24 protein-coding genes are annotated in these 19,977 nt (G+C 63.2%); 16 read left to right on the forward strand and 8 right to left on the reverse strand.

The features are described from left to right. Positions 1-4: 4 nt before the first annotated feature. From IHV84_RS20395 to IHV84_RS09780, 4 genes are read left to right on the forward strand one after another with little or no spacing between them, the layout of a single operon-like run. The gene (locus tag IHV84_RS20395) at positions 5-115 is read left to right on the forward strand and encodes a cytochrome oxidase small assembly protein (RefSeq protein WP_211360764.1); all 111 of its coding nucleotides are present in this window, start codon (positions 5-7) and stop codon (positions 113-115) included. 10 nt (positions 116-125) lie between these two features. Then, a complete protein-coding gene (locus IHV84_RS09770; protein WP_198846714.1) occupies positions 126-743 on the forward strand; it encodes a cytochrome c oxidase assembly protein in 618 nt (205 codons plus the stop codon). Next, a complete protein-coding gene (locus IHV84_RS09775) occupies positions 740-952 on the forward strand; it encodes a DUF2970 domain-containing protein (RefSeq protein ID WP_198846715.1) in 213 nt (70 codons plus the stop codon). Before IHV84_RS09770 ends, IHV84_RS09775 begins: the two co-directional genes overlap by 4 nt. 56 nt (positions 953-1,008) lie before the next feature. Then, complete coding sequence (locus IHV84_RS09780; RefSeq protein ID WP_044398025.1) at positions 1,009-1,890, forward strand: cytochrome c oxidase subunit 3; 882 nt, start codon at positions 1,009-1,011, stop codon at positions 1,888-1,890. Positions 1,891-1,994: 104 nt separating this feature from the next. On the opposite strand, the gene IHV84_RS09785 is transcribed toward IHV84_RS09780, so the two are convergent. Further along, positions 1,995-2,216 carry a twin transmembrane helix small protein gene (locus IHV84_RS09785; protein WP_198846716.1) on the reverse strand — a complete coding sequence of 74 codons (222 nt, stop codon included), beginning with the start codon at positions 2,214-2,216 and terminating at the stop codon, positions 1,995-1,997. Between the two features lie 15 nt (positions 2,217-2,231). Here IHV84_RS09785 and IHV84_RS09790 point away from each other — a divergent pair, with 15 nt between their 5' ends. Genes IHV84_RS09790 through IHV84_RS09810 form a run of 5 tightly spaced genes read left to right on the forward strand, consistent with a single transcriptional unit; the run spans position 2,232 to position 6,389 of the window. Next, the gene (locus tag IHV84_RS09790) at positions 2,232-2,999 is read left to right on the forward strand and encodes an SURF1 family protein (protein WP_198846717.1); all 768 of its coding nucleotides are present in this window, start codon (positions 2,232-2,234) and stop codon (positions 2,997-2,999) included. Further along, the gene (locus tag IHV84_RS09795) at positions 2,941-3,684 is read left to right on the forward strand and encodes a hypothetical protein (RefSeq protein ID WP_198846718.1); all 744 of its coding nucleotides are present in this window, start codon (positions 2,941-2,943) and stop codon (positions 3,682-3,684) included. Before IHV84_RS09790 ends, IHV84_RS09795 begins: the two co-directional genes overlap by 59 nt. 1 nt (position 3,685) lies before the next feature. Beyond that, positions 3,686-4,885, forward strand: coding sequence for a heme A synthase (locus IHV84_RS09800; protein WP_198846719.1), 1,200 nt, complete (start codon positions 3,686-3,688; stop codon positions 4,883-4,885). Beyond that, complete coding sequence (gene cyoE, locus IHV84_RS09805; protein WP_198846720.1) at positions 4,882-5,775, forward strand: heme o synthase; 894 nt, start codon at positions 4,882-4,884, stop codon at positions 5,773-5,775. The genes IHV84_RS09800 and cyoE overlap by 4 nt, the downstream gene beginning before the upstream one ends. A 2-nt stretch (positions 5,776-5,777) precedes the next feature. Continuing rightward, complete coding sequence (locus IHV84_RS09810) at positions 5,778-6,389, forward strand: SCO family protein (RefSeq protein WP_044398036.1); 612 nt, start codon at positions 5,778-5,780, stop codon at positions 6,387-6,389. Positions 6,390-6,461: 72 nt separating this feature from the next. On the opposite strand, the gene IHV84_RS09815 is transcribed toward IHV84_RS09810, so the two are convergent. The 3 genes from IHV84_RS09815 to IHV84_RS09825 form a co-directional block, all read right to left on the reverse strand. Beyond that, positions 6,462-7,469, reverse strand: a complete 1,008-nt coding sequence (locus IHV84_RS09815; protein ID WP_198846721.1) for a tripartite tricarboxylate transporter substrate binding protein — start codon at positions 7,467-7,469, stop codon at positions 6,462-6,464. 187 nt (positions 7,470-7,656) lie between these two features. Then, positions 7,657-8,598 (reverse strand): RNA polymerase sigma factor RpoH, encoded by a 942-nt coding sequence (gene rpoH, locus IHV84_RS09820; RefSeq protein WP_142083671.1) that lies wholly within the window; start codon positions 8,596-8,598, stop codon positions 7,657-7,659. Positions 8,599-8,683: 85 nt separating this feature from the next. Then, the gene (locus IHV84_RS09825; RefSeq protein WP_066692852.1) at positions 8,684-9,103 is read right to left on the reverse strand and encodes an Lrp/AsnC family transcriptional regulator; all 420 of its coding nucleotides are present in this window, start codon (positions 9,101-9,103) and stop codon (positions 8,684-8,686) included. A gap of 123 nt (positions 9,104-9,226) precedes the next feature. On the opposite strand from IHV84_RS09825, the gene IHV84_RS09830 reads away from it, so the two are divergent. Then, a complete protein-coding gene (locus IHV84_RS09830; protein WP_198846722.1) occupies positions 9,227-10,321 on the forward strand; it encodes an ornithine cyclodeaminase in 1,095 nt (364 codons plus the stop codon). A 39-nt stretch (positions 10,322-10,360) separates the two neighbouring features. On the opposite strand, the gene IHV84_RS20780 is transcribed toward IHV84_RS09830, so the two are convergent. The 4 genes from IHV84_RS20780 to ftsY all read right to left on the reverse strand — a co-directional run bounded on the left by IHV84_RS20780 (position 10,361) and on the right by ftsY (position 14,500). Next, positions 10,361-11,719 carry a putative bifunctional diguanylate cyclase/phosphodiesterase gene (locus tag IHV84_RS20780; RefSeq protein WP_370541241.1) on the reverse strand — a complete coding sequence of 453 codons (1,359 nt, stop codon included), beginning with the start codon at positions 11,717-11,719 and terminating at the stop codon, positions 10,361-10,363. Beyond that, on the reverse strand, positions 11,638-12,543 hold the full coding sequence (locus IHV84_RS20785) for a PAS domain-containing protein (RefSeq protein ID WP_370541242.1): 906 nt from the start codon (positions 12,541-12,543) through the stop codon (positions 11,638-11,640). Before IHV84_RS20785 ends, IHV84_RS20780 begins: the two co-directional genes overlap by 82 nt. Next, on the reverse strand, positions 12,462-13,025 hold the full coding sequence (locus IHV84_RS20790; RefSeq protein WP_370541243.1) for a LytS/YhcK type 5TM receptor domain-containing protein: 564 nt from the start codon (positions 13,023-13,025) through the stop codon (positions 12,462-12,464). Before IHV84_RS20790 ends, IHV84_RS20785 begins: the two co-directional genes overlap by 82 nt. 140 nt (positions 13,026-13,165) lie before the next feature. Next, positions 13,166-14,500 (reverse strand): signal recognition particle-docking protein FtsY, encoded by a 1,335-nt coding sequence (ftsY, locus tag IHV84_RS09840; RefSeq protein WP_198846723.1) that lies wholly within the window; start codon positions 14,498-14,500, stop codon positions 13,166-13,168. Between the two features lie 28 nt (positions 14,501-14,528). Between ftsY and IHV84_RS09845 the strand changes: the two genes are divergently transcribed. From IHV84_RS09845 to IHV84_RS09870, 6 genes are all read left to right on the forward strand, one after another. Then, entirely contained in the window at positions 14,529-16,004 is a 1,476-nt protein-coding gene (locus IHV84_RS09845) for a pitrilysin family protein (protein ID WP_198846724.1), read from the forward strand. Positions 16,005-16,024: 20 nt separating this feature from the next. Beyond that, positions 16,025-17,386, forward strand: coding sequence for a pitrilysin family protein (locus IHV84_RS09850; protein ID WP_198846725.1), 1,362 nt, complete (start codon positions 16,025-16,027; stop codon positions 17,384-17,386). Then, positions 17,383-18,078, forward strand: coding sequence for a 16S rRNA (guanine(966)-N(2))-methyltransferase RsmD (gene rsmD, locus IHV84_RS09855; protein WP_198846726.1), 696 nt, complete (start codon positions 17,383-17,385; stop codon positions 18,076-18,078). Before IHV84_RS09850 ends, rsmD begins: the two co-directional genes overlap by 4 nt. 159 nt (positions 18,079-18,237) lie before the next feature. Beyond that, entirely contained in the window at positions 18,238-18,738 is a 501-nt protein-coding gene (gene coaD, locus IHV84_RS09860) for a pantetheine-phosphate adenylyltransferase (protein WP_044398053.1), read from the forward strand. Positions 18,739-19,049: 311 nt separating this feature from the next. After that, positions 19,050-19,289 carry a hypothetical protein gene (locus IHV84_RS09865; RefSeq protein WP_370541244.1) on the forward strand — a complete coding sequence of 80 codons (240 nt, stop codon included), beginning with the start codon at positions 19,050-19,052 and terminating at the stop codon, positions 19,287-19,289. Positions 19,290-19,401: 112 nt separating this feature from the next. After that, positions 19,402-19,752: an RNA-binding protein gene (locus IHV84_RS09870; protein WP_142083682.1), complete on the forward strand. Its 351-nt coding sequence runs from the start codon at positions 19,402-19,404 to the stop codon at positions 19,750-19,752. Positions 19,753-19,977 lie beyond the last annotated feature (225 nt).

Genomic DNA, 19,977 nt, shown 5'->3' on the forward strand with positions numbered 1-19,977 from the left:
TGCCATGACCCCCGAGCAAAAGAAGAACAACCTGCGCCTGGCGTTGATCCTTGCGTCAGTGGTTGCGGTATTTTTCATCGGGTTCATGGTCAAGGTGACCTTGCTGTCACGCTGAGCAACCTGCCATGAGCCTGCGCCGCGAAAACGCCAAGATGGTCGGCAAGCTGGTCGTGATTGCGGCCGGCATGTTCGCCTTCGGCTACGCTTTGATCCCCATCTACAAGCACATTTGCGAGATGACGGGGATCAACATCCTGTCGCTGTCCGAGCGCCAGGTTCCAGGCAACGGCGTTGCCGGCAAGGATGCGAAGCTGCCTGCGAACAGTCAGGTGGACAAGTCCCGCACCATCACGGTGGAGTTCGACGCCAACGCGCGCGGGCCTTGGGATTTCAAGCCTGCACAACGCTCCGTCAAAGTGCATCCCGGCGAGTTGACGACAGTGATGTACGAATTCCAGAATGTGCAAAACCGGCGCATGGCAGCACAGGCCATTCCCAGTTACGCGCCGCGTCAGGCAGCTGCACATTTCACCAAGTTGGAGTGCTTTTGCTTCAACCAGTACACGCTGGAGCCTGGTGAGAAAAAGGAATGGCCGGTGGCGTTCGTGATTGATCCGAAACTGTCGAAAGACGTGACCACCATCACGCTGTCGTACACATTTTTCGAAGTGGGTGGGAAAACTCCCGCAGCGCCACAGTCGGTTTCAGTGAGGGGTTTACCGTCGGAAGGACAAGGCTCATGAGCCGAGACCCCGTTTCCCCGTTGCAACGCAAAGGTTCGCTGCTGCGTACGGTGCGTGCGGTTGCATGGTCTCTGATTGGATTGCGTAAAGGCAGTGAATACGCGCAAGATTTGGAAAAGATCAACCCCATCCACATCATCGTGGTCGGACTGATCGCAATTTTTTCTCTGGTGCTGGCACTCATTGTGCTGGTCAACTGGATTGTGTGACGCAGTGGATTTGCCCCCGGTACAGATAACAACGATTGAGAGAGTCAGGAGCTGAAATGAGTGCATCAACACACGGCACAACACCGTACTACTACGTGCCAGCAGAGTCCCGTCACCCCGTGATGGCTGCTGCTGGGCTGTTCTTCGTGATCCTGGGCGCAGGCCAGTGGATCAACGGACACGAATGGGGCAAGTACTCGCTGGCTCTGGGCTTGGTGTGGTGGCTGTTTGTGCTGTACCAGTGGTTCCGTGATGCAGCCCGTGAGAGCGAAGCGGGCTTATACGGCCGCAAGATTGACCTCTCTTACCGCTGGAGCATGAGCTGGTTCATCTTCTCGGAAGTGATGTTCTTCGGCGCATTCTTCACCGCCCTGTGGTGGGCGCGCGAGCATTCTGTCCCCGCATTGGGCAGCCTCGAAAACTCTCTGCTCTGGCCTGACTTCAAGGCGGTATGGCCTAGTGTGGCAGCTGGTGCGACGGCCTCTCCTGCAGGCATCGTGGAGCCCTTCCAGACCGTGGGCCCCTTCTGGCTGCCCACGATCAACACGGCACTGCTGCTGACGTCGGGCGTGACACTGACGATTGCCCACCACGCATTGCGCGAGAACCAACGCGGCAAAACCATCGCCTTCATGTGGGCTACGGTATTGCTGGGCATCGTGTTCCTGTTCGTTCAGGGCTACGAGTACTACCACCTCTACACAGACTTGAACCTGAAGTTGTCGTCTGGTGTGTTCGGTTCCACCTTCTTCATGCTGACCGGCTTCCACGGTTTCCACGTGTTCATCGGCATGTTGATGCTGTTGTTCATCACGCTGCGCCTGCAAAAAGGCCACTTCACGGCAGACAAGCACTTCGGCTTTGAAGGTGCCGCTTGGTACTGGCACTTTGTGGACGTGGTCTGGCTCGGTTTGTACATCCTCGTGTATTGGATGTAAGCGCCGACAGTCAACAAAAAAAGCGCCGCAAGGCGCTTTTTTTGTGGCTTAGCTTGCCTTGCTGAGTGCCAGTCTCGGCTGCGTTTTTTGTGAGCGTGATGCGTTCAGCGCGTGGCCGGCAGGCCGGTGGGCTGGATGTAGCCCAGTTGCCATGCGGCCAGCAGGCACAGAAAGAGCAAGATCGACAGCCCCACCCGCACTGCCAATGCCCTGGCCATGCGGTTACCCTTCAGTGCATCGTTGTTGCCATTGCGCATCATGAAAAAGAGCGCAGACCCCAGGCTGACCACAATGCCCACAAATGCCGCAACAACTAGATATTTCATGGAGCTGATTATCCTGTGACGCCCCGTCCTCGTGCATCTGGTGTGCTTTTTGTTGTCGTCACCTTGGCCGCGCTGGTGGGCGTGGCCATTACGGGATCGCTGGGGCGGTGGCAGTTGGGCCGTGCCGCAGAAAAGCTGGCATACGAGCAAACGCTGACTTCTCGCGCTGCGCTGCCGGCCTTGGATGGGGCGAGCTTGGCAAAGGCTGATGCGGCGGGCGCGGCAGAAGACCTGCGGCATCGCACGGTGGAACTGGAAGGCCTTTGGTTGCCTGAGCACACCATATATCTCGACAACCGACAGATGCAGGGGCGCCCCGGCTTTTTCGTCATCACCCCGCTGCAATTGCGAGGCACCAGCGCCGTGGTACTAGTGCAGCGCGGCTGGGTGCCACGCAATTTCCAGGACCGAACCCAGGTACCTGATGTCGTGACTCCGGCTGGGACTGTGCGGGTCAAAGGCCGGGTGGCTGCGCCGCCCTCGCGGCTCTACGAATTCAGCCCAGGGGACAGTGCGCAGGGGTCTTCCCGCATCCGGCAAAATCTCGACCTGGCTGCATTTCGCTCCGCCACGCAACTGCCGCTGCTGGATTTGTCGGTGGTTCAGTTGGGTGAGCCTGGTGAAGGCATGCAGCGCGACTGGCCTGTCGTCTCTTCGGGCGTCGATAAACACTATGGTTACGCATTTCAATGGTTCGGGCTTTGCGGCCTGATTGCACTCCTTTATGTCTGGTTCCAAATCGTCCGACGCTTCATTCGCCCACGCCGCGAGCGTTCCTCCTGAAGTGGCGCCAGAGCACCCCCTGGGTTTGACGGTGCATACCCTGCCTGAGGCTGGAGGGGCGATGGACGCTGCCCAGCGCACCCGCCATGGCCGCCTGAAGATGCTGGGGGTGCTGCTGGTCTGTGCTGCACCCGTCATTGCGTCCTATTTCACCTATTACGTGATTCGCCCAGAGGGACGCAAGAACTACGGCGAGTTGATTGAGCCACAACGGCCCATGCCCGCCATGGATGCCACCACGTTGGAGGGTGGTGCCGGGGCACTGGTGGATCTCAAGGGGCAGTGGCTTCTCGTGAGTGTGGCCGATAGCCAGTGCGATACCGATTGCCAGAAGCACCTGTACCTGCAGCGCCAGCTGCGTGAAAGCGTGGGGCGTGAGAAAGACCGCGTGGATTGGGTGTGGCTGGTGACGGATGACAAAGCGCCTCCCGCAGCCTTGGAGCCTGCCCTCAAACAGGCCCAGGTGCGGCGCGTGGATGAAGCAGCGTTGGCGCAGTGGCTGGCGCCTGCTGCAGGTCAGGCGCTGCGGGATCACATCTATGTCGTGGACCCCATGGGCCACTGGATGATGCGTTTCCCCGCCCGCATGGATGCTGCGGGCGCAGCCAAGGCCAAGAAGGATCTGGAACGCCTGTTGCGCGCCTCTGCATCCTGGGATGAGGCGGGCCGACCCCGGAAGCCCTGACATGGACGTGCAACCTCTGTACGACCTCGCTCCGCTCACTCGGCTCATGCTCCTGGGGCTGCTGATTGCCTTGGGCCCGCTGGCATGGGTGCGCTGGCGCAACCGTGGGGCTTCTCCGCTGCGGCGCTTGCAAGCGCTCACGGTGCTGACTCTGTTCCTTACCTTCGATCTGGTGCTGTTTGGTGCTTTCACGCGCCTGACCGATTCCGGTCTGGGTTGCCCGGACTGGCCTGGCTGCTACGGCAGCGCGAGCCCCGTGGGTGCCCGTGAAGAAATTTCTGCAGCGCAAAGCGCCATGCCTACGGGGCCTGTCACGCACGGCAAAGCCTGGGTGGAGATGATCCACCGCTATCTGGCCACCGGGGTAGGGGTGCTCATCATTGTCATGACGATCTCTGCATGGGTGCAGCACCGTGCATGGAAGCGCCAACTAGCCGCCAAGGGGCAGGGCGCTTCGGTGGGACGGCCGCCCGCTGGCAGTCCCTGGTGGCCTACATTTACCCTCGTCTGGGTCTGTCTGCAGGGCGCGTTTGGTGCGCTCACGGTCACCATGAAGCTGTTCCCCGCCATCGTGACACTGCATTTGATCGGTGGGCTGGTGCTCCTGGCGCTGCTGTGCGTTCAGGCGGTGCAGCACACCCGGGCGGCCGGGGGTCTGCCGCCTGTCGGTCTGAGCCAAGGGATGCGTTGGGCCTTGTGGGGCACGATGGCCTTGCTGGCTGCACAAGTGGTTTTGGGCGGCTGGGTCAGTACCAATTACGCGGTGCTGGCTTGCACCACCTTCCCCAAGTGCCAGGGTAGCTGGTGGCCCGCCATGGACTTTGCGCAGGGCTTCCAGATTTGGCGTGAACTGGGCATGCTGCAAGACGGCAGTCACATCAGTTTTGCGGGTTTGACGGCCATTCACTATGTTCATCGCTTGATGGCCTATGTCGTCCTTGCAGCCATGGTGTGGCTCGCGCTTCAACTGCGTCCCTCTCTGAAAGCGCAAGCGCATTGGCTGTTGGCGCTGGCTGCGCTGCAGCTGGCCACGGGCTTGTCTAACGTGATTCTGGATTGGCCCCTGCTGGCGGCGGTGCTCCACACCGGGGGGGCTGCCGCATTGGTGGTGGTATTGACCTGGGCCTTGGCGGCCAGCCGCACCAGCGCCGCCCCGAACGAGATTTCTGCGCCAGCGCGCGCACCGAGAGTGATTGCATGAGTGTTGCTGCCGTTTCCCCTCCGTCGCGATTCGCGCAGTTCTATGCTTTGACCAAGCCGCGCGTCGTCCAATTGATTGTGTTCTGTGCCTTGATCGGCATGGTGCTGGCTGTGCCGGGCTTGCCCAGTTGGGCGCAGGTGGGCCAGATGGCGCTGGCCAGCCTGGGTATCTGGCTGGTGGCTGGGGCCGCCGCTGCCTTCAACTGCATCGTGGAGCAGGGCATTGATGCCAAGATGAAGCGCACTGCCTGGCGCCCTACCGCCAAGGGTGAGTTGTCGAACCAGGAGACCCTGGTGTTCTCTGCGGTGCTGTGCGCTGCAGGGTCTGCATTGCTGTACGTGTGGATCAACCCGCTGACCATGTGGCTGACGTTCGCCACCTTTGTGGGCTATGCGGTGATCTACACCGTCATCCTCAAGCCGCTCACGCCCCAGAACATCGTTATTGGCGGTGCCTCGGGGGCCATGCCGCCTGTGCTGGGCTGGTCTTCCATGACGGGGGATGTCGGGCCCGAAGCGCTGATTCTCTTTCTCATCATCTTCCTGTGGACCCCTCCGCACTTCTGGGCGCTGGCGCTGTACCGGGTGGAGGACTACCGCAAGTCAGGCCTGCCCATGCTGCCTGTCACCCACGGCAACGAGTTCACGCGCCTGCAGGTCTTTTTGTACACGCTGATTCTTTTTGCGGGATGCCTCATGCCCTTCGTGTATGGCATGAGTTCGTGGCTGTACCTGGCCTTTGCCGTGGTGCTGAGCCTGGGATTTTGCGGCTATGGATTTGCCTTGTGGCGCAATTACTCCGACGCCCTGGCCCGCAAGACTTTCCGCTTTTCCCTGATTCACCTGAGCGTGCTGTTTGCTGCGCTGTTGGTGGACCACTACGTGATGTGAACATGAACAAACGAAATGCTATTAAATCTGTAGCTGCTTGCGCTTTGCTGGCGGGCGCTACAGTGCTTTTTTCTGCTTGCTCTGAGAAAAAGGTGGAATTTCGGGGCATTGATGTCACTGGCGCCGAATACGCCCGCGATCTGCCATTGACGGACCACAACGGCCAGCAGCGCAGCTTGAAAGACTTCGCGGGCAAGGTGGTGGTGGTGTTTTTCGGCTTCACGCAGTGCCCCGACGTGTGTCCCACTTCCATGCAGGAACTGGCCGAAGTCAAGCGTTCCCTCGGCGCAGATGGCGATCGCCTGCAAGGCATCTTCGTGACCGTGGACCCTGAGCGGGACACTGCCGAGGTGCTGAAGGCCTACATGGGCAACTTCGACCCCAGCTTCCTGGCTCTGCGTGGCAGCCCCGAGCAACTGGCCGCCGTCGCCAAGGACTTCAAGATCTATTACAAAAAGGTCGAAGGCAAAACAGACACCAGCTACACGATGGATCACTCTGCCGGCAGTTACGTCTATGACCCCGCCGGGCGGTTGCGCGTGTACCACCGCTACGGCAGCGGCGCACAGGCCCTGGCCGCCGACGTGGCCACGTTGCTCAAAGAGGCGAAATAAGTTGCAGCGCCCACTGGGGGCGCCCAATCCCAGGGGTTGCCTTGGCGTGCAACCCGCAGCGCCCTTATTCCCTTACTCGGCCTTGATGCCCCGCTGCGCAATGATTTGCCCCAGCGCTGCGGTATCTGCCTTGATCCGGTTGGCCAGCCCCTCAGGCGATGTGCCTGCCACTTGCCAGCCTTGCTGGAACAGCTTGGCGCGCACCTCTGGCGTGCGGGCAATGTCGGCCAACACCGTGGCCAGCCGCACCTGCAAGGCCTTGGGCATGGTCGCTGGGGCTGCAAAGGCGTTCCAGATCTCCAGTTCAAAATTCTGAATCCCGGCTTCGGCCAAGCTCGGCACATCGGGCGCCAGCGCACTGCGGCCGGCCGATGTCACGCCAATGGCCCGCAGCTTGCCTGCCTTCACTTGCGCCTGCGCTAGCGCAGGCGGCAGCAGCGCCATCTGCAATTGGCCGCCCAGCATGGCCGTCGCGACCTGGGGATAGCCGGCATACGGCACGTGCACGGGGTTGATCCCGCTGCGTGACTTCAGCAGTTCGGTGCCAATATGGCCCACCGTGCCGACCCCAGGGGTGCCATAGCTCCATTGGTCCCCAGCGCTGCGTGCCGTTGCCAGAAATTCGCGGGCACTCGCTGTGGCTGCCACGCCAGGCTGGCTCACCGGCGCAGTCAATACCAAAGGCGAGGTGCCCACCAGCGTCAGCGGCGCAAAATCCTTCAGCGGGTCGTACGGCACCGCTGGATTGATCAGCTTGGCAATCGTCATGTTGCCGTTGATCATCAGCCCAATGGTGTGGTCGTCCCGGGCCTTGGCCACGGCATCGGCGCCGATGTTGCCACCCGCACCCACCTTGTTTTCGACGATGACCGGTTGCCCGAGGGCTTTGGCCAGGGGCTCCGAGAAGGTGCGCGCCGTCAGGTCAGGCGACGAGCCGGGTGGAAAGCCCACGATGATCTTCAGCGGTTTCGTGGGCCAGGGGGTGGCGGCGCTGGGCGCCTTCTGGGCTGCGGCCCATGGTGCCGCCAGAGCCGTCAAGGCCAGAGCAAGGGCGGTACGGCGCGAAAACAGGGATTGCATGGGAGTCTTTCAGCAACAAGAAATACGGTACCCGCCCGGACCATGAAAAAAGCCCGCCAAGTCCGCTGAGTTGTCTGCTGAAGCAAACCTTTGGGTTCGCTGGGGCAGGATTCAACGGCCTATGAGCGGGCCTAGGGGGCGGCGCAGTGGCAAATGGTAACGTTTGTCCCATCTGCCGCTGGGCGAATCAAGCTGCTTCTGTCAGCGCTTTCTTCATCTTCTTCATGGCGGCCGCTTCAATCTGGCGAATGCGCTCTGCGCTCACGCCATACACAGCAGCCAACTCGTGCAGCGTCATGCCACCCGAGCCATCGTCGTTCACCTTGAGCCAACGCTCTTCCACAATGCGGCGGCTGCGCTCGTCCAGTCCTGCCAAGGCGTTGGCGATGCCGTCAGAGGCCAGCACGTCACGCTGGTGCGACTCAATGACGGCGGTGGGCTCGTGCGATGCGTCCGACAGGTAGGCAATCGGGCCAAAGGCCTGTTCGCTGTCGTCCGAAGGTGTGGGATCCAGCAGCACATCGCCGCCAGACATGCGCGTTTCCATCTCAATGACTTCTTCGCGCTTCACGTTCAGTTGGGCGGCCACCACATCAATTTCGTGGTCAGACAACGTGTCACGGTGGGTGGCAGCATCTGCGGCGCTGGCATCCGCCTTGAAGCCCTGCTTCATCGAGCGCAGGTTGAAGAACAGCTTGCGCTGGGCTTTGGTGGTAGCCACCTTGACCATGCGCCAGTTTTTCAGGATGTATTCGTGGATTTCTGCCTTGATCCAGTGCATGGCGTAGCTCACCAGCCGCACGCCCTGGTCGGGGTCGAAGCGCTTGACCGCCTTCATCAGGCCCACGTTGCCCTCCTGAATCAGGTCGCCATGGGGCAGGCCGTAGCCGAGGTACTGGCGGGAAATGGAAACCACCAGCCGCAAGTGCGACAGCACCAAGCGCCCCGCAGCGTCCACATCGTTGTGTTCCTTGAGCTGGCGGGCGTATTTCTGTTCCTCTTCCTGGGTCAGCAAAGGAAGACGGTTGACGGCAGAAATGTAGGCGTCGAGGTTGCCCAACGCAGGCACCAGCGCCCAGGGGTTGGTGGGTGTCAGAGCGGTTGCAGTGGTTCCAGATGAAAGTGTCATGCCGGGAATCCTTTCCTCAAGGGCATTATGTTAGCACTCGATTTGAGAGAGTGCTAAGTCCAAAGTTCCCGTCTGGCTTATCTTTTCATCGGTACGTTGTCAGATGGATGCTCGTTTCTGTGCTGCGAATGCCGGAGATGAGGCGGATGCGTTCCAGCACTTGCGACAGCTCACTCATGGAGCGCGCTTCAAGCTCTGCCAGAAGGTCCCAGCGGCCGTTGGTGTCGTGCAAGGCCGAGACCCCTGGTTCGCCCAGCAAGCTGGCAATGACCTGTCGCGTCTGGTTGCCTTCCACCAAGACACCCATCCATGCACGGATGCGTTCAGGTTCTGCCTCGGGTTTGAGCCGCACGGTGTAACCCACGATCACCTGAGTGTCTTCCAGCTTTCGCAGACGGTTGGTAACGGTTCCGCGGGATACGCCGAGCTTGTGGGCCAGGTCGGCGATGTTCATCCGGGCGTTGGTGCGCAAGAGGCTGATGAGGGAGTGGTCCAGTTCGTCCATGTTTCAAAATGGTATTGATTACTGTCATTTTGGCAAAAACATCTGCAATACGGTACAAGATTGCCGATTCACTTTGCCATCCGTGCGCGAGACACTGGGCCATCACAACAACGGAGACTGGCCATGAACTTCACCCCCTCGACTTCGCGCACCTCAGAAACGTTGTATCTCAGCGCTCCAGCAGTCGTTGAACTGGTGCGTCGCCAGGGTCTTCGCGCCTGTTTGCAGGGTATTGCAGACAACATCCAGGCGGACTTTTTGCGTTGGGCTGACTTTGACAAAACAGCTCGGGTGGCCAGCCACTCGCGCCAAGGGGTCATTGAACTGATGCCCATTGCCGATGAGATGACTTACTCGTTCAAATACGTGAATGGCCACCCGGGCAACACGCGCCTGGGCTTATCTACCGTGATGGCCTTTGGTGTGCTGGCCGACGTGGCCACGGGCATGCCCCTGCTGCTGTCTGAACTCACCCTCACCACCGCATTGCGAACTGCCGCCATGTCTGCCGTGGCGGCGCGCGCACTGGCCCGGCCCGGCAGCCGCAGCATGGCGTTGATCGGCAACGGCGCGCAAAGCGAATTCCAGGCCCTGGCCTTCTACCACCTGCTGGGCATCACCGAACTGCGTCTTTTCGATACGGACCGGGAGGCCACCCGCAAATTGCTTGCCAACCTGAGCGATCTGCCCGTGACGGTGCGTGTATGCATCAGCGTGGCAGAGGCCGTGCGTGGTGCCGATATCGTGACCACTGTCACGGCTGACAAGGCCAAGGCCACCATCATCACGCCCGACATGGTGGAGCCCGGCATGCACATCAATGCGGTGGGTGGTGACTGCCCCGGCAAGACCGAATTGCACCCAGATGTGCTGCGTGGCGCCGCCGTGTTTGTGGAATATGCCCCGCAGACACGTGTGGAGGGCGATATCCAGCAAATGCCTTCCGACTTTGCGGTGACGGAGGTGTGGGAGGTTCTCTCCCAGCGCCACGCGGGCCGCGCCAGCGCCACCCAGGTCACCGTATTCGACTCGGTCGGTTTTGCTTTGGAAGATTTTTCTGCGCTGCGCTACATGCGCGATACGGCCCTGGCGCTGGGAATGGGCGAGCGCATGACCCTGATCCCGGCGCTGGACGATCCCAAGGACCTGTTTTCACTCCTGCGGCAACCCACACTGGCCAGTCGCTTGCAGCACTTGCCCGAGATGGCAGAGGCTTGAGGAGAGCCCGCGGAGCGTGCAGGCGCTGATGCCGGCGGTCTAGCGGTTCAGCACGGCCCGCTCGAAATCTGTGTGAGGCACCGGGCGGCCAAAGAAGTAACCCTGGAAGGCCCGGCAGCCATGCTGGAGCAGGAAGTGGTGGTGTTCTTCGGTTTCCACCCCTTCGGCAATCACGTCAAGCCCCAGGCTGTTGGCCAGAGCAATGATGGAGCGGGCAATGGCCGCATCGTTGGGGTCCACCAGTGCATCGCGCACAAAACCCTGGTCGATTTTGATCTGGTCCAGCGGCAACCGCTTGAGGTAGCTCAGCGATGAATAACCGGTACCAAAGTCGTCCAGCGAGAAGCCCAGGCCCAGCTCGCGCAGCGCCAGCATGGTGGTGATCACGCCTTCCACATTTTTCAGCAGCAGGCTCTCGGTCAGCTCCAGCTTGATGTGTGTAGGGTCGGCCCCCGTGAGCTGAAGCAGGCGAACCACCTGGCTCACGAAGTCATCCTGGTGAAACTGGCGCGCGCTGACGTTGATCGACAGCGTGAGGTGGGCGAGTTGGGGGTGCTGGCGCCACTGCGCTTGCTGGCGCAGGGCGGTTTCCATCACCCAGTGCCCCAGCGGCACGATCAGGCCGGTGTCTTCCGCCAAGGCAATGAATTCACCCGGGGACACCATGCCGTGCTCCGGGTGCTGCCAGCGCACAAGGGCTTCTGCCCCTGCGATACGGCCGGTTTCATCCACCTGGGCCTGGTAGAGCTGCAGAAACTGGTTTTGCCGCAGACCGTTGTGCAGTGCTGCTTCCAGCGTGGCGCGGCGGTTCGCGGCCTGCTGCATGTCGGGGTCGAAAAAGCGCAGCGTGTTGCGCCCCGCGTCTTTCGCGCGGTACATCGCCATATCGGCCTGTTTGAGGATTTCGTTCACGCTGGTGCGCTGCCCGTGCAACAGCGTGATGCCGATGCTGGCCGAGCAATGGTGTTCGTGCCCCGCCAAGTCGTAGGGCTGTGCCAGGTGCGCGCGCAGCATTTCGCCCAACATGCGGGTCTGACCTGCGGCCTCGGTGGGGTCGGTGCCCAGGTTTTGCAGCACCACCACGAACTCGTCTCCACCCAGGCGCGCCACGGTGTCGAGTTCGCGCACATGGCTCTTGAGGCGGCGCGCCACATCCGTGAGCAGCATGTCGCCCACCTCATGCCCGCGCGTGTCGTTCAGGGTCTTGAAGTTGTCCAGGTCTACAAACAGCACGGCAGACGCCATTCCCGTGCGGCTGCTGCTGGCCAGCACCTGCTGCAGGCGGTCTACCAGCAGGCGGCGGTTGGGCAACTCGGTCAGGGCATCGTAAAAAGCCAGGTAGCGGGCTTCTTCCTCGGCGGCCTTGCGACCCGAAATGTCGATGTCGATGCAGAACATCTCTGGGCCTGTCCCGGTACGCGGATGTAGGCGTGGCTGGAAAACACATCGACCAGGCTGCCGTCCTTGCGCTGTAGCTGCAACTCCCCTGCCGGAATCGCCTCGCCGGTGGCAAACATGTGCTCCACGTGGCTGCGCACGGTATCGCGCATCACGGGCGGGATGATCAGCTCGAACAGGTTGCTGCCCATGGCTTCATCGGCGGTGTAGCCATACAGCGCTTCTGACGCCTTGTTCCAGTAACTGGTGGTGCCGTCTTCCAGATAGCCCTGCACCGAGATGGACGGTATGTTCAGCAACAGGGAGCGAAAGCGCAGCTCTGACTCGCGCAGGGCCGCTTCAGCACGCTTGCGATCGGTGATGTCGCGTGCCAGCAGCACCACGGCTTCCTGGCCCTGCACGGGCACGCCCAGCGGCTGGGTGCGCCCCTCGAATTGACGCACGCCATCCAGGGTGCAGATTTCATATTCAAGGGTTTGGGTGCGGCCGGTGCGCAGGGTTTCGTGGATGAGTTCCAGGTAGCGCTGTGCCTGGTCGGCAGGCAGCACATCGCTCAGGTGCTTGCCCAGCAGGTCGTTGGCGTTGGCGACCAAGGCGGCCTTGTCGCTAGAGAGCACTTCCTGGTAGCGCCCGTTGCGGTCCAGCACCAGCAGCACGTCAGGAATGGCTTGCGTGATGGCGCGCAGCCGGGCTGAGCTGTCGCTCAGCGCACGGTCGGTTGCCAGCCGCTCCTCCAGGTCTTTCAGCGCGGTGCCCAGCAGCAAGGTGGCCACCGTGAAAATGGCGATGAAGGGCAGGGCCACCATCTCATTGATGCGCTGCACAACCCATTGATGCGCTGCACAACCGGCGCAGGCAAAAGCTGTAACGCCCCCACCACCGCCACATGCACCACCAGTCCGAAAAGCAGCAAGGTGCGGGGCCCCACGTCCAGCTTGCCGCGCTGGCGCGCATAGCGGTACAGCAGCCCCAGCGACACGCAAATCACCACCACCAGCAAGCCGACCCCCATGCCAGCGCCGCCCAGCCACAGGCGCCACGCCATGGTCAGGGTGCCGGCAATGATGGCCACCACCGGCCCGCCGAACAGACCTGCCATGCACAGCACAACAGAGCGGGCGTCAAAAATCACGCCAGGCATCAAGACCAGGGGCATCAACATGCCCACCACGCAGATGCCGCCGAACAGCACGCCCGAAACGATTTGCCCGACCAGGGGCTTTTGCCGCCAGAGCCGGATGTTGACGCCGTGCAAAAAGCACAGCGCCAGCAACAGTGCAACGCCTTTGATCAGTTCAAGGAACATGGGCTTCGGGCTGGGTGGGATCTAAGCCCATCATCCGGGGGAAGCCACATTTTGTAAACGGAATTCGTGTGCGCGCCGTAGCGTTGTGGCGGCGCGCACCCGTGGCGCCAGCCGGGGCGCCACGGTAGCTGCTCAAAAGATCAGGACAGCAGGGCCTGCGCGAACTCGCGCGCGTTGAAGGTTTCCAGGTCTTCCAGCTTCTCGCCCACGCCGATGAAATACACGGGAATGGGGCGCTCCTGCGCAATGGCGGCCAGCACGCCACCCTTGGCGGTGCCATCCAGCTTGGTAACCACCAGGCCGGTGAGCTGCAGTGCATCGTCAAAAGCGCGCACCTGCGCCAGCGCGTTCTGGCCGGTGTTGCCGTCAATCACCAGCAGCACCTCGTGCGGGGCGGTGGCGTCGGCCTTGGTCACCACGCGGCGGATCTTTTTCAGCTCTTCCATCAGGTGCAGCTGGGTGGGCAGGCGCCCTGCGGTGTCTACCAGCACCACGTCCTTGCCGCGGGCCCTGCCGGCGGTCACGGCGTCAAAGCTCACGGCAGCGGGGTCGCCGCCTTCCTGGCTCACGATTTCCACGGTGTTGCGGTCGGCCCAAACGCCCAGCTGCTCGCGCGCTGCGGCGCGGAAGGTGTCGGCTGCGGCCAGCAGCACACTGGCCCCTTCATTGGCCAGGTGCTTGGTGAGTTTGCCAATCGACGTGGTTTTGCCTGCACCGTTGACACCAGCCACCATGATGACGGTGGGTGTGTGCTCGCCAATCACCAGGGCTTTTTCCAGCGGGCGCAGCAGTTCGGCCAGGGCATCAGCCAGCAGGCCCTTCACGGCGGCGGGGTCGGTGGTCTTGGTTTCCTTCACGCGGCGCTTGAGGTCTTCCAGCAGGTGCTGGGTGGCCTTCACGCCCGTGTCGGCCATCAACAGGGCTTCTTCCAGCTCTTCGTACAGCGCATCGTCGATTTGCGTGCCGGTGAACACGGTGGCGATGCTGGAGCCGGTCTTGCGCAAGCCCGCTTTCAGGCGGTCAAGCCAGCCTTTGCGCTCTGCCGCCACGGGGGCGGGGGCTGCAACAGGTTCTGGTGCTGGGAGGGGCGCTGGCGCAGCGACAGGCGCTGGCACCACCGGGGGCACTACCGGTGCCGCTACGGCAACAGGGGCGGGCGCTGGGGCCGCTTGCTTCGCCACCGGGGCCACTGGCTGCACCGGTGCAGCAGCAGGTGGGCCGACCGGGGCTGGCTGCGTGGGCGCGGCATCGACGGCGGGCGTGGGTGTGGGCGCAGGGGCACTGGCGGGTGGCTTGGTGGCGAAGGGGTTGCGCAGCCAGCCAAAGCCTGTGGCCGGGGCGGCGGCTGCAGGGGGCGCAGCGGCTTCAGCGGGGGCCGGTGTGGCAGGCGGGGGCGTCACGGGCGCGGGCGCGGGTGCCGGGGCATCAGCGACTGCGGGCGGGGGGGCGGGCTTTTTCTTGAAAAAACTGAACATTGGCGGGTTCTTAGAATCACTGCATTCTATGAAACGCGCTTTCACCCTACTTGGCCTGTTGGCCAGCATCAGCGCCGGGGCCGCCACCAATGTGGCTGCACCGGGTTCTTCACCCCTTGTGGCCCAGGCCACGGCCGCCGCGCCAGTGCGTGCGGCAGCGGCCGACAGCCCGCGCACCAACGCGGCAGGCGCCCAGCTTTTCACCCTGGCCAATGGCATGCAGCTCATCGTGCAGCCGGACCACCGTGCCCCCACGGCCGTGCACATGGTGTGGCTGCGCGTGGGCTCGATGGACGAGGTGGATGGCACCTCGGGCGTGGCCCATGTGCTGGAGCACATGATGTTCAAGGGCTCCAAAACCGTGGCTCCGGGCGATTTTTCACGCCGTGTGGCGGCCCTGGGCGGGCGTGAAAATGCCTTCACCAGCCGCGACTACACCGGTTATTACCAGCAGATTCCCGCCCAGAAGCTGGAAGACGTGATGCGGCTGGAGTCTGACCGTTTCGCCAACATGCACTGGCCTGACGAAGAGTTCAAGAAAGAGATCGAGGTCGTCAAGGAAGAGCGCCGCCTGCGCACCGAAGACCAGCCCCGTGCTTTGTTGGCTGAGCAGCTCTTTGCCAGTACCTTCAACGCGTCTCCCTACCGCCGCCCGGTGGTGGGATGGATGAGCGACCTGGACGCCATGACGCCTGCCGACGTGCGCGCCTTCCATCGCCAGTGGTACACGCCCACCAATGCGGTGGTGGTGGTGGCCGGTGATGTGCAGGTAGACAAGGTACGTGCCCTGGCGGAGAAGTATTACGGCTCGCTGCCCGCGCATGCGGTGCCCGAGCGCAAGCCCCGCACCGAGCCCGAACAACGTGGCCTGCGCCGCATCGCCGTGAAGGCACCTGCCGAGCAGGCCTACGTTGCCCTGGCTTTCCGTGTGCCGTCTCTCACCCGCGTGCAGGATCTGCAGGCCAGCGACCGCGACGCGCTGGCGCTGCTGGTGCTGTCGGCCGTGTTCAGCGGCTACGACGGCGCCCGGCTGGAGCGCGCGCTGACCCAGGGCGAGCAGCCCGTGGCCGACAGCGCAGGCAGCTCCGCCATGATCACCGGGCGGGGGCCCGCGCTGTTTTTGATGACCGGCGTGCCTGCGGGCGGCAAGACCGCCCAGCAGGTGGAAGACGCACTGCGCGCCGAGCTGGCCCGCGTGGCCCGTGAGGGCATCAGCGAAGCCGAGCTGGCCCGCGTCAAGACGCAGTGGATCGCCTCCACCGTGTACGAGCGCGATTCCGTGCAGAACCAGGCGCAGGAATTGGGCAGCAACTGGGTGCAGGGCTTTCCGCTGGATGCCGAAGAGCGCCTGCTGGCCCTGCTGCGCACCATCACCGCCGAAGAAGTCCAGGCCGTGGCCGCCAAGTACTTTGGCGACGACCAGCTCACCATTGCCACGCTGCTGCCCCAGCCGCTGGAAGGTGCCCGCAAGCGCCCCGCGCCCGCTGCTGGCGCCCGCCATTGAACCGGACCAGGATTTGTCACATGATTGCTATTAAAAAAGTAGCTGCTAGCGCTTTATGCGCTTGCGCTGGAGCCATTTTTTATGCTCCATCTGCCTGGGCGCTGCTGCCCATTCAGCACTGGACGGAGCCCAGCGGCGCCAAGGTGTGGCTGGTCGAAAGCCCCGTCATCCCCATGGTGGATGTGCAGGTGGACTTCGATGGCGGCAGCCGCCGCGACCCCGCAGCGCAGGCCGGCTTGGCGGCCAGCGTGGCGCTGATGGCGTCCAAGGGCGTCAAGGGCGGTAAAGAAGGGCAGGGCGCCGAGCACGCCCTCGACGAAAACGCCCTGGGCGAAGCCTGGGCCGACCTGGGCGCTGGCTTTGAAGCCGGGGCCGACAACGACGCGCTGCGCTATTCGCTGCGCTCATTGACCGACGCGCCCCTGCTGGACCGCGCCGCCCGCCTGGCCGCCCGCCAGATGGCCGAGCCCAGCTGGCCCGCCGACATCTGGGCGCGGGACCGTGCCCGTTGGTCCGCCAGCCTGCGCGAAGCCGCCACCCGCCCGTCTACCGTGGCGGGCGAGGCCTTCGCCGCCGCCGTGTACGGCAATCACCCCTACGGCCAGCGCACCACGCCCGAAACGCTGGCGCGCATTTCCGTGGACGACATGCAGCGCTTTCACGCCCAAACGGTGGCCGCCTGCCGCGCCCGCGTGAGCATCGTCGGCGCGGTGAACCGCACGCAGGCGCAAGAGCTGGTGGCCAAGCTGCTGGGCCGTCTGCCGGCCAGCAGCGGCAACTGCGCGCCCCTGCCGGCAGTGCCTGAGGTGGAACCCCTCAAAGCCGCAGTCGAGCAGGCCATTCCCTTCGCCTCGGCCCAGGCCCATGTGCTGATCGGCCAACCCGGCTTTCCGCGCCGCGACCCCGACTTTCTGGCCCTGCTGGTGGGCAACCACATCCTGGGCGGCGGCGGCTTCGTCTCGCGCCTGACGGAAGAAGTGCGCGAAAAGCGCGGCCTGAGCTACAGCGTGTACAGCTACTTTGCCGGCGGCCTGCACGCTGGCGCCTTCACCATCGGCCTGCAAACCCGGCCCGACCAGGCCGCCCAGGCGGTGAAGGTGGTGCGCGACGTGGTGCAGCGTTTTGTGGCCGAAGGCCCCACCGAGGCCGAGTTGCGCGCCGCCAAGGACAACCTGATCGGCGGCTTCGCCCTGCGCATCGACAGCAATAAAAAGCTGCTTGGCAACGTGGCCAACATCGCCTGGAACGACCTGCCGCTCGACTACCTGGACCACTGGACGCAAAAGGTCGAAGCCCTCACTGTGGCTGATGTGCGCGCCGCCATGGCCCGCAAGCTACAGCCCGAGCGCATGGTCACCGTGGTGGTGGGGGGCAAGCCATGAGCCGTTCCACCCTCAAAACCAGCGCCATCAACGCCGAAATCCGCAAGGCCCAGGTGGCTGCCGCCGCGCCCGCTGCCCCAGCAGGTAAAAAGGCCACGGCCAAAGACAAGCCCGCTGCCGCAGCCCCCAAAGGCGCGGGCGAGATCCGCATCATCGGCGGTGCCTGGAAGCGTACCCGCCTGCCCGTGGCCCAGCGCCCGGGCCTGCGCCCCACGCCCGACCGTGTGCGCGAAACCCTGTTCAACTGGCTGGGCCAGGACCTGAGCGGCTGGCGCTGCCTGGACGCCTTTGCCGGCACCGGCGCGCTGGGGTTTGAGGCCGCTTCGCGTGGCGCCGCCAGCGTGCAACTGGTGGAAAGCGACGCCGCTTTGGTCGCCCAGCTGCACACCCTGCAGCAGCGCCTGCAGGCCACCGCCATGCGCGTGCAGCGCGGCGATGGCGTGGCGGCCCTGAAGCAAGCCGCGCCCGCCAGCCTGGACCTGGTGCTGCTGGACCCGCCTTTTGACAGCGATTTGTTCAACCCCGCCCTGCAGGCTGCGGCCCAGGCAGTGGCAGCCGATGGCTTCGTCTACCTGGAAGCCCCCCGCGCCTGGGCCGACGATGAACTGGCTGCCTGGGGCCTGGCGGTGCACCGCCACCTCAAGGCCGGTGCGGTGCATGCCCACCTGCTGCGCCGGGTGGGGGCGCTGTAATTGCTCTTTTTTTGATAGCTGCTGGCGCTTACCCATCAAGCGCTAGCGGCTGTTTTCTTTGCATTGCAGCGCCCATGTTGCAGTGCACTGCATAATGCGCCCCAGCGGCCGGGAATGCCCGGCCAACGCCCCATTTCGCCAGACAGGAGACAACCCGCCATGGCCAACAACGTTCTCGCCGTGTACCCCGGAACCTTCGACCCCATCACCCTGGGCCATGAAGACGTGGTGCGCAGAGCCACCCAATTGTTCGGCCAGGTCATCGTGGCCGTGGCCGCGGGCCACCACAAGAAAACCCTGTTCAGCCTGGAAGAGCGCATCGAGATGGTGCGCGAGGCTACGCGCCAATATCCGCAGGTGCAGGTCGAGAGTTTTTCGGGTTTGCTGCGTGACTTTGTGGTGGCGCGTGGTGGCAAGGCCATGGTGCGCGGCTTGCGCGCCGTGACCGACTTTGACTACGAGTTCCAGCTCGCCGGCATGAACCGCAGCCTGATGCCCGAGGTGGAAACCGTCTTCCTCACCCCTAGCGACAAATACCAGTTCATCAGCAGCACCTTCGTGCGCGAAATCGCCGTGCTGGGCGGCGAGGTGGACAAATTCGTTTCGCCCGCCGTACAGCAGCGCCTGGCTGCCAAAGTCCAGGGAATGGCCGCAGGGTGAGCGTGCCCTGTGCATCACCGGCGGCCGCTGAGCCGGTTGGTGCACGCCGCGCCGCACGGGCGGGAGGACGGCGTTTTAAAACTTTAGAGAATATTGGCTGGACTTTTTATGTTTGCAGCCATATACTCCACCCCATTGCAGTGACGTTGCGCGGGTTCCGCGCAGTTCTTGCAACGCCAGCCCGGTGGTTTCAGCCGCCCGCACTGGCCGCCTTTTGCGACATCCTTGTCGCCCAGTTGGACTGTAGAGCTGCAGCCAGCTGTGATCCCTTGATGCTCACGCAACCCGGCCCGGGCTTGCGTTTCCCCTGAATGCACCCAATTTCCAAGACAGCCATCTCCATGGGCCAGTACGTCGTTTCGCCCGCGACACACCCGACCGATTGCGGCCGCTTCCGCGCCTCGTTCTCCGTCCAGCGCTCCCAAAGCAACGGTGGTTATTGCCGCGTGTTTCGCTTTGACAAGACCTTTGCCTCCCCCGAAATCGCCCGGCTGTTTGCCGTCACCCAGGGTTGGTTGCAGGCGTGCATGTCCCGCCCACCCGTGTGCTGACCATCCCCTTCGCTGCGCGCCTTCCGGGCCATCGCAGCGCAGTCCCCGATTCGCATCCCATTTCTCCCCTGCGTGCCCTTCGTTGCGCGCTTCTCCATAGAAAGACATTTCCATGAGCACCAAAATTTATGTGGGCAACCTGCCTTACTCCGTGACCGATTCCAGCCTGCAAAGCAACTTCGCCGAATTCGGCGGCGTTTCTTCTGCCAAGGTCATGACAGACCGCGAAACCGGCCGTTCCAAGGGCTTTGGCTTTGTGGAAATGGCTTCCGCAGAGGTCGCCCAGGCCGCCATTGATGCGCTGCACGGCATGTCCGTAGATGGCCGCACGATTGTGGTGAACCTGGCCCGCCCCCGTGAAGCCGGTGGCGGCGCTGGCGGTTACAACGCTGGCGGTTTCACTGCCAGCAAGCGTGCCGATGTGGGCTACGGCAATGGCGGCTACGGCGGCGGCCGGTACTGATCCCTGCGCGGGGTGTCCCGCGCTGCCTGCACACACCGGCCCTGGAGGCCGGTTTTTTTATGTCTGCGCACAGCGTGGATGGGGCATTGGGCCCTGTGCGTCCAGGAATAAGTTTGCTATCAAAATAGTAGCTGCTTGCGCTTTCTCAATAAGCGCTAGAAGCACTTTTTAGGCTCTTCTAGCGAATGCTAGTGACACTTTGATTCCCCATGGCCGCACCCAGCA

Origin of the sequence: Acidovorax sp. IB03, assembly GCF_016406015.1 — a bacterium.
Classification (GTDB): domain Bacteria; phylum Pseudomonadota; class Gammaproteobacteria; order Burkholderiales; family Burkholderiaceae_C; genus Acidovorax; species Acidovorax temperans.

What these genes read in the sequence shown, in the direction of transcription:
- rsmD (WP_198846726.1), top strand. Translation starts at nt 17,383, where the DNA reads ATGAGCCGTTCCACCCTCAAAACCAGCGCCATCAACGCCGAAATCCGC.
- IHV84_RS20395 (WP_211360764.1), top strand. Translation starts at nt 5, where the DNA reads ATGACCCCCGAGCAAAAGAAGAACAACCTGCGCCTGGCGTTGATCCTT.
- IHV84_RS09785 (WP_198846716.1), bottom strand. Translation starts at nt 2,216, where the DNA reads ATGAAATATCTAGTTGTTGCGGCATTTGTGGGCATTGTGGTCAGCCTG.
- IHV84_RS09795 (WP_198846718.1), top strand. Translation starts at nt 2,941, where the DNA reads ATGTCTGGTTCCAAATCGTCCGACGCTTCATTCGCCCACGCCGCGAGC.
- IHV84_RS09830 (WP_198846722.1), top strand. Translation starts at nt 9,227, where the DNA reads ATGAACTTCACCCCCTCGACTTCGCGCACCTCAGAAACGTTGTATCTC.
- IHV84_RS09850 (WP_198846725.1), top strand. Translation starts at nt 16,025, where the DNA reads ATGATTGCTATTAAAAAAGTAGCTGCTAGCGCTTTATGCGCTTGCGCT.
- IHV84_RS09775 (WP_198846715.1), top strand. Translation starts at nt 740, where the DNA reads ATGAGCCGAGACCCCGTTTCCCCGTTGCAACGCAAAGGTTCGCTGCTG.
- ftsY (WP_198846723.1), bottom strand. Translation starts at nt 14,500, where the DNA reads ATGTTCAGTTTTTTCAAGAAAAAGCCCGCCCCCCCGCCCGCAGTCGCT.
- IHV84_RS09800 (WP_198846719.1), top strand. Translation starts at nt 3,686, where the DNA reads ATGGACGTGCAACCTCTGTACGACCTCGCTCCGCTCACTCGGCTCATG.
- IHV84_RS20780 (WP_370541241.1), bottom strand. Translation starts at nt 11,719, where the DNA reads ATGTTCTGCATCGACATCGACATTTCGGGTCGCAAGGCCGCCGAGGAA.
- cyoE (WP_198846720.1), top strand. Translation starts at nt 4,882, where the DNA reads ATGAGTGTTGCTGCCGTTTCCCCTCCGTCGCGATTCGCGCAGTTCTAT.
- IHV84_RS09865 (WP_370541244.1), top strand. Translation starts at nt 19,050, where the DNA reads ATGCACCCAATTTCCAAGACAGCCATCTCCATGGGCCAGTACGTCGTT.
- coaD (WP_044398053.1), top strand. Translation starts at nt 18,238, where the DNA reads ATGGCCAACAACGTTCTCGCCGTGTACCCCGGAACCTTCGACCCCATC.
- IHV84_RS09780 (WP_044398025.1), top strand. Translation starts at nt 1,009, where the DNA reads ATGAGTGCATCAACACACGGCACAACACCGTACTACTACGTGCCAGCA.
- IHV84_RS09815 (WP_198846721.1), bottom strand. Translation starts at nt 7,469, where the DNA reads ATGCAATCCCTGTTTTCGCGCCGTACCGCCCTTGCTCTGGCCTTGACG.
- IHV84_RS09870 (WP_142083682.1), top strand. Translation starts at nt 19,402, where the DNA reads ATGAGCACCAAAATTTATGTGGGCAACCTGCCTTACTCCGTGACCGAT.
- IHV84_RS09770 (WP_198846714.1), top strand. Translation starts at nt 126, where the DNA reads ATGAGCCTGCGCCGCGAAAACGCCAAGATGGTCGGCAAGCTGGTCGTG.
- IHV84_RS20790 (WP_370541243.1), bottom strand. Translation starts at nt 13,025, where the DNA reads ATGTTCCTTGAACTGATCAAAGGCGTTGCACTGTTGCTGGCGCTGTGC.
- rpoH (WP_142083671.1), bottom strand. Translation starts at nt 8,598, where the DNA reads ATGACACTTTCATCTGGAACCACTGCAACCGCTCTGACACCCACCAAC.
- IHV84_RS09810 (WP_044398036.1), top strand. Translation starts at nt 5,778, where the DNA reads ATGAACAAACGAAATGCTATTAAATCTGTAGCTGCTTGCGCTTTGCTG.
- IHV84_RS09825 (WP_066692852.1), bottom strand. Translation starts at nt 9,103, where the DNA reads ATGGACGAACTGGACCACTCCCTCATCAGCCTCTTGCGCACCAACGCC.
- IHV84_RS09845 (WP_198846724.1), top strand. Translation starts at nt 14,529, where the DNA reads ATGAAACGCGCTTTCACCCTACTTGGCCTGTTGGCCAGCATCAGCGCC.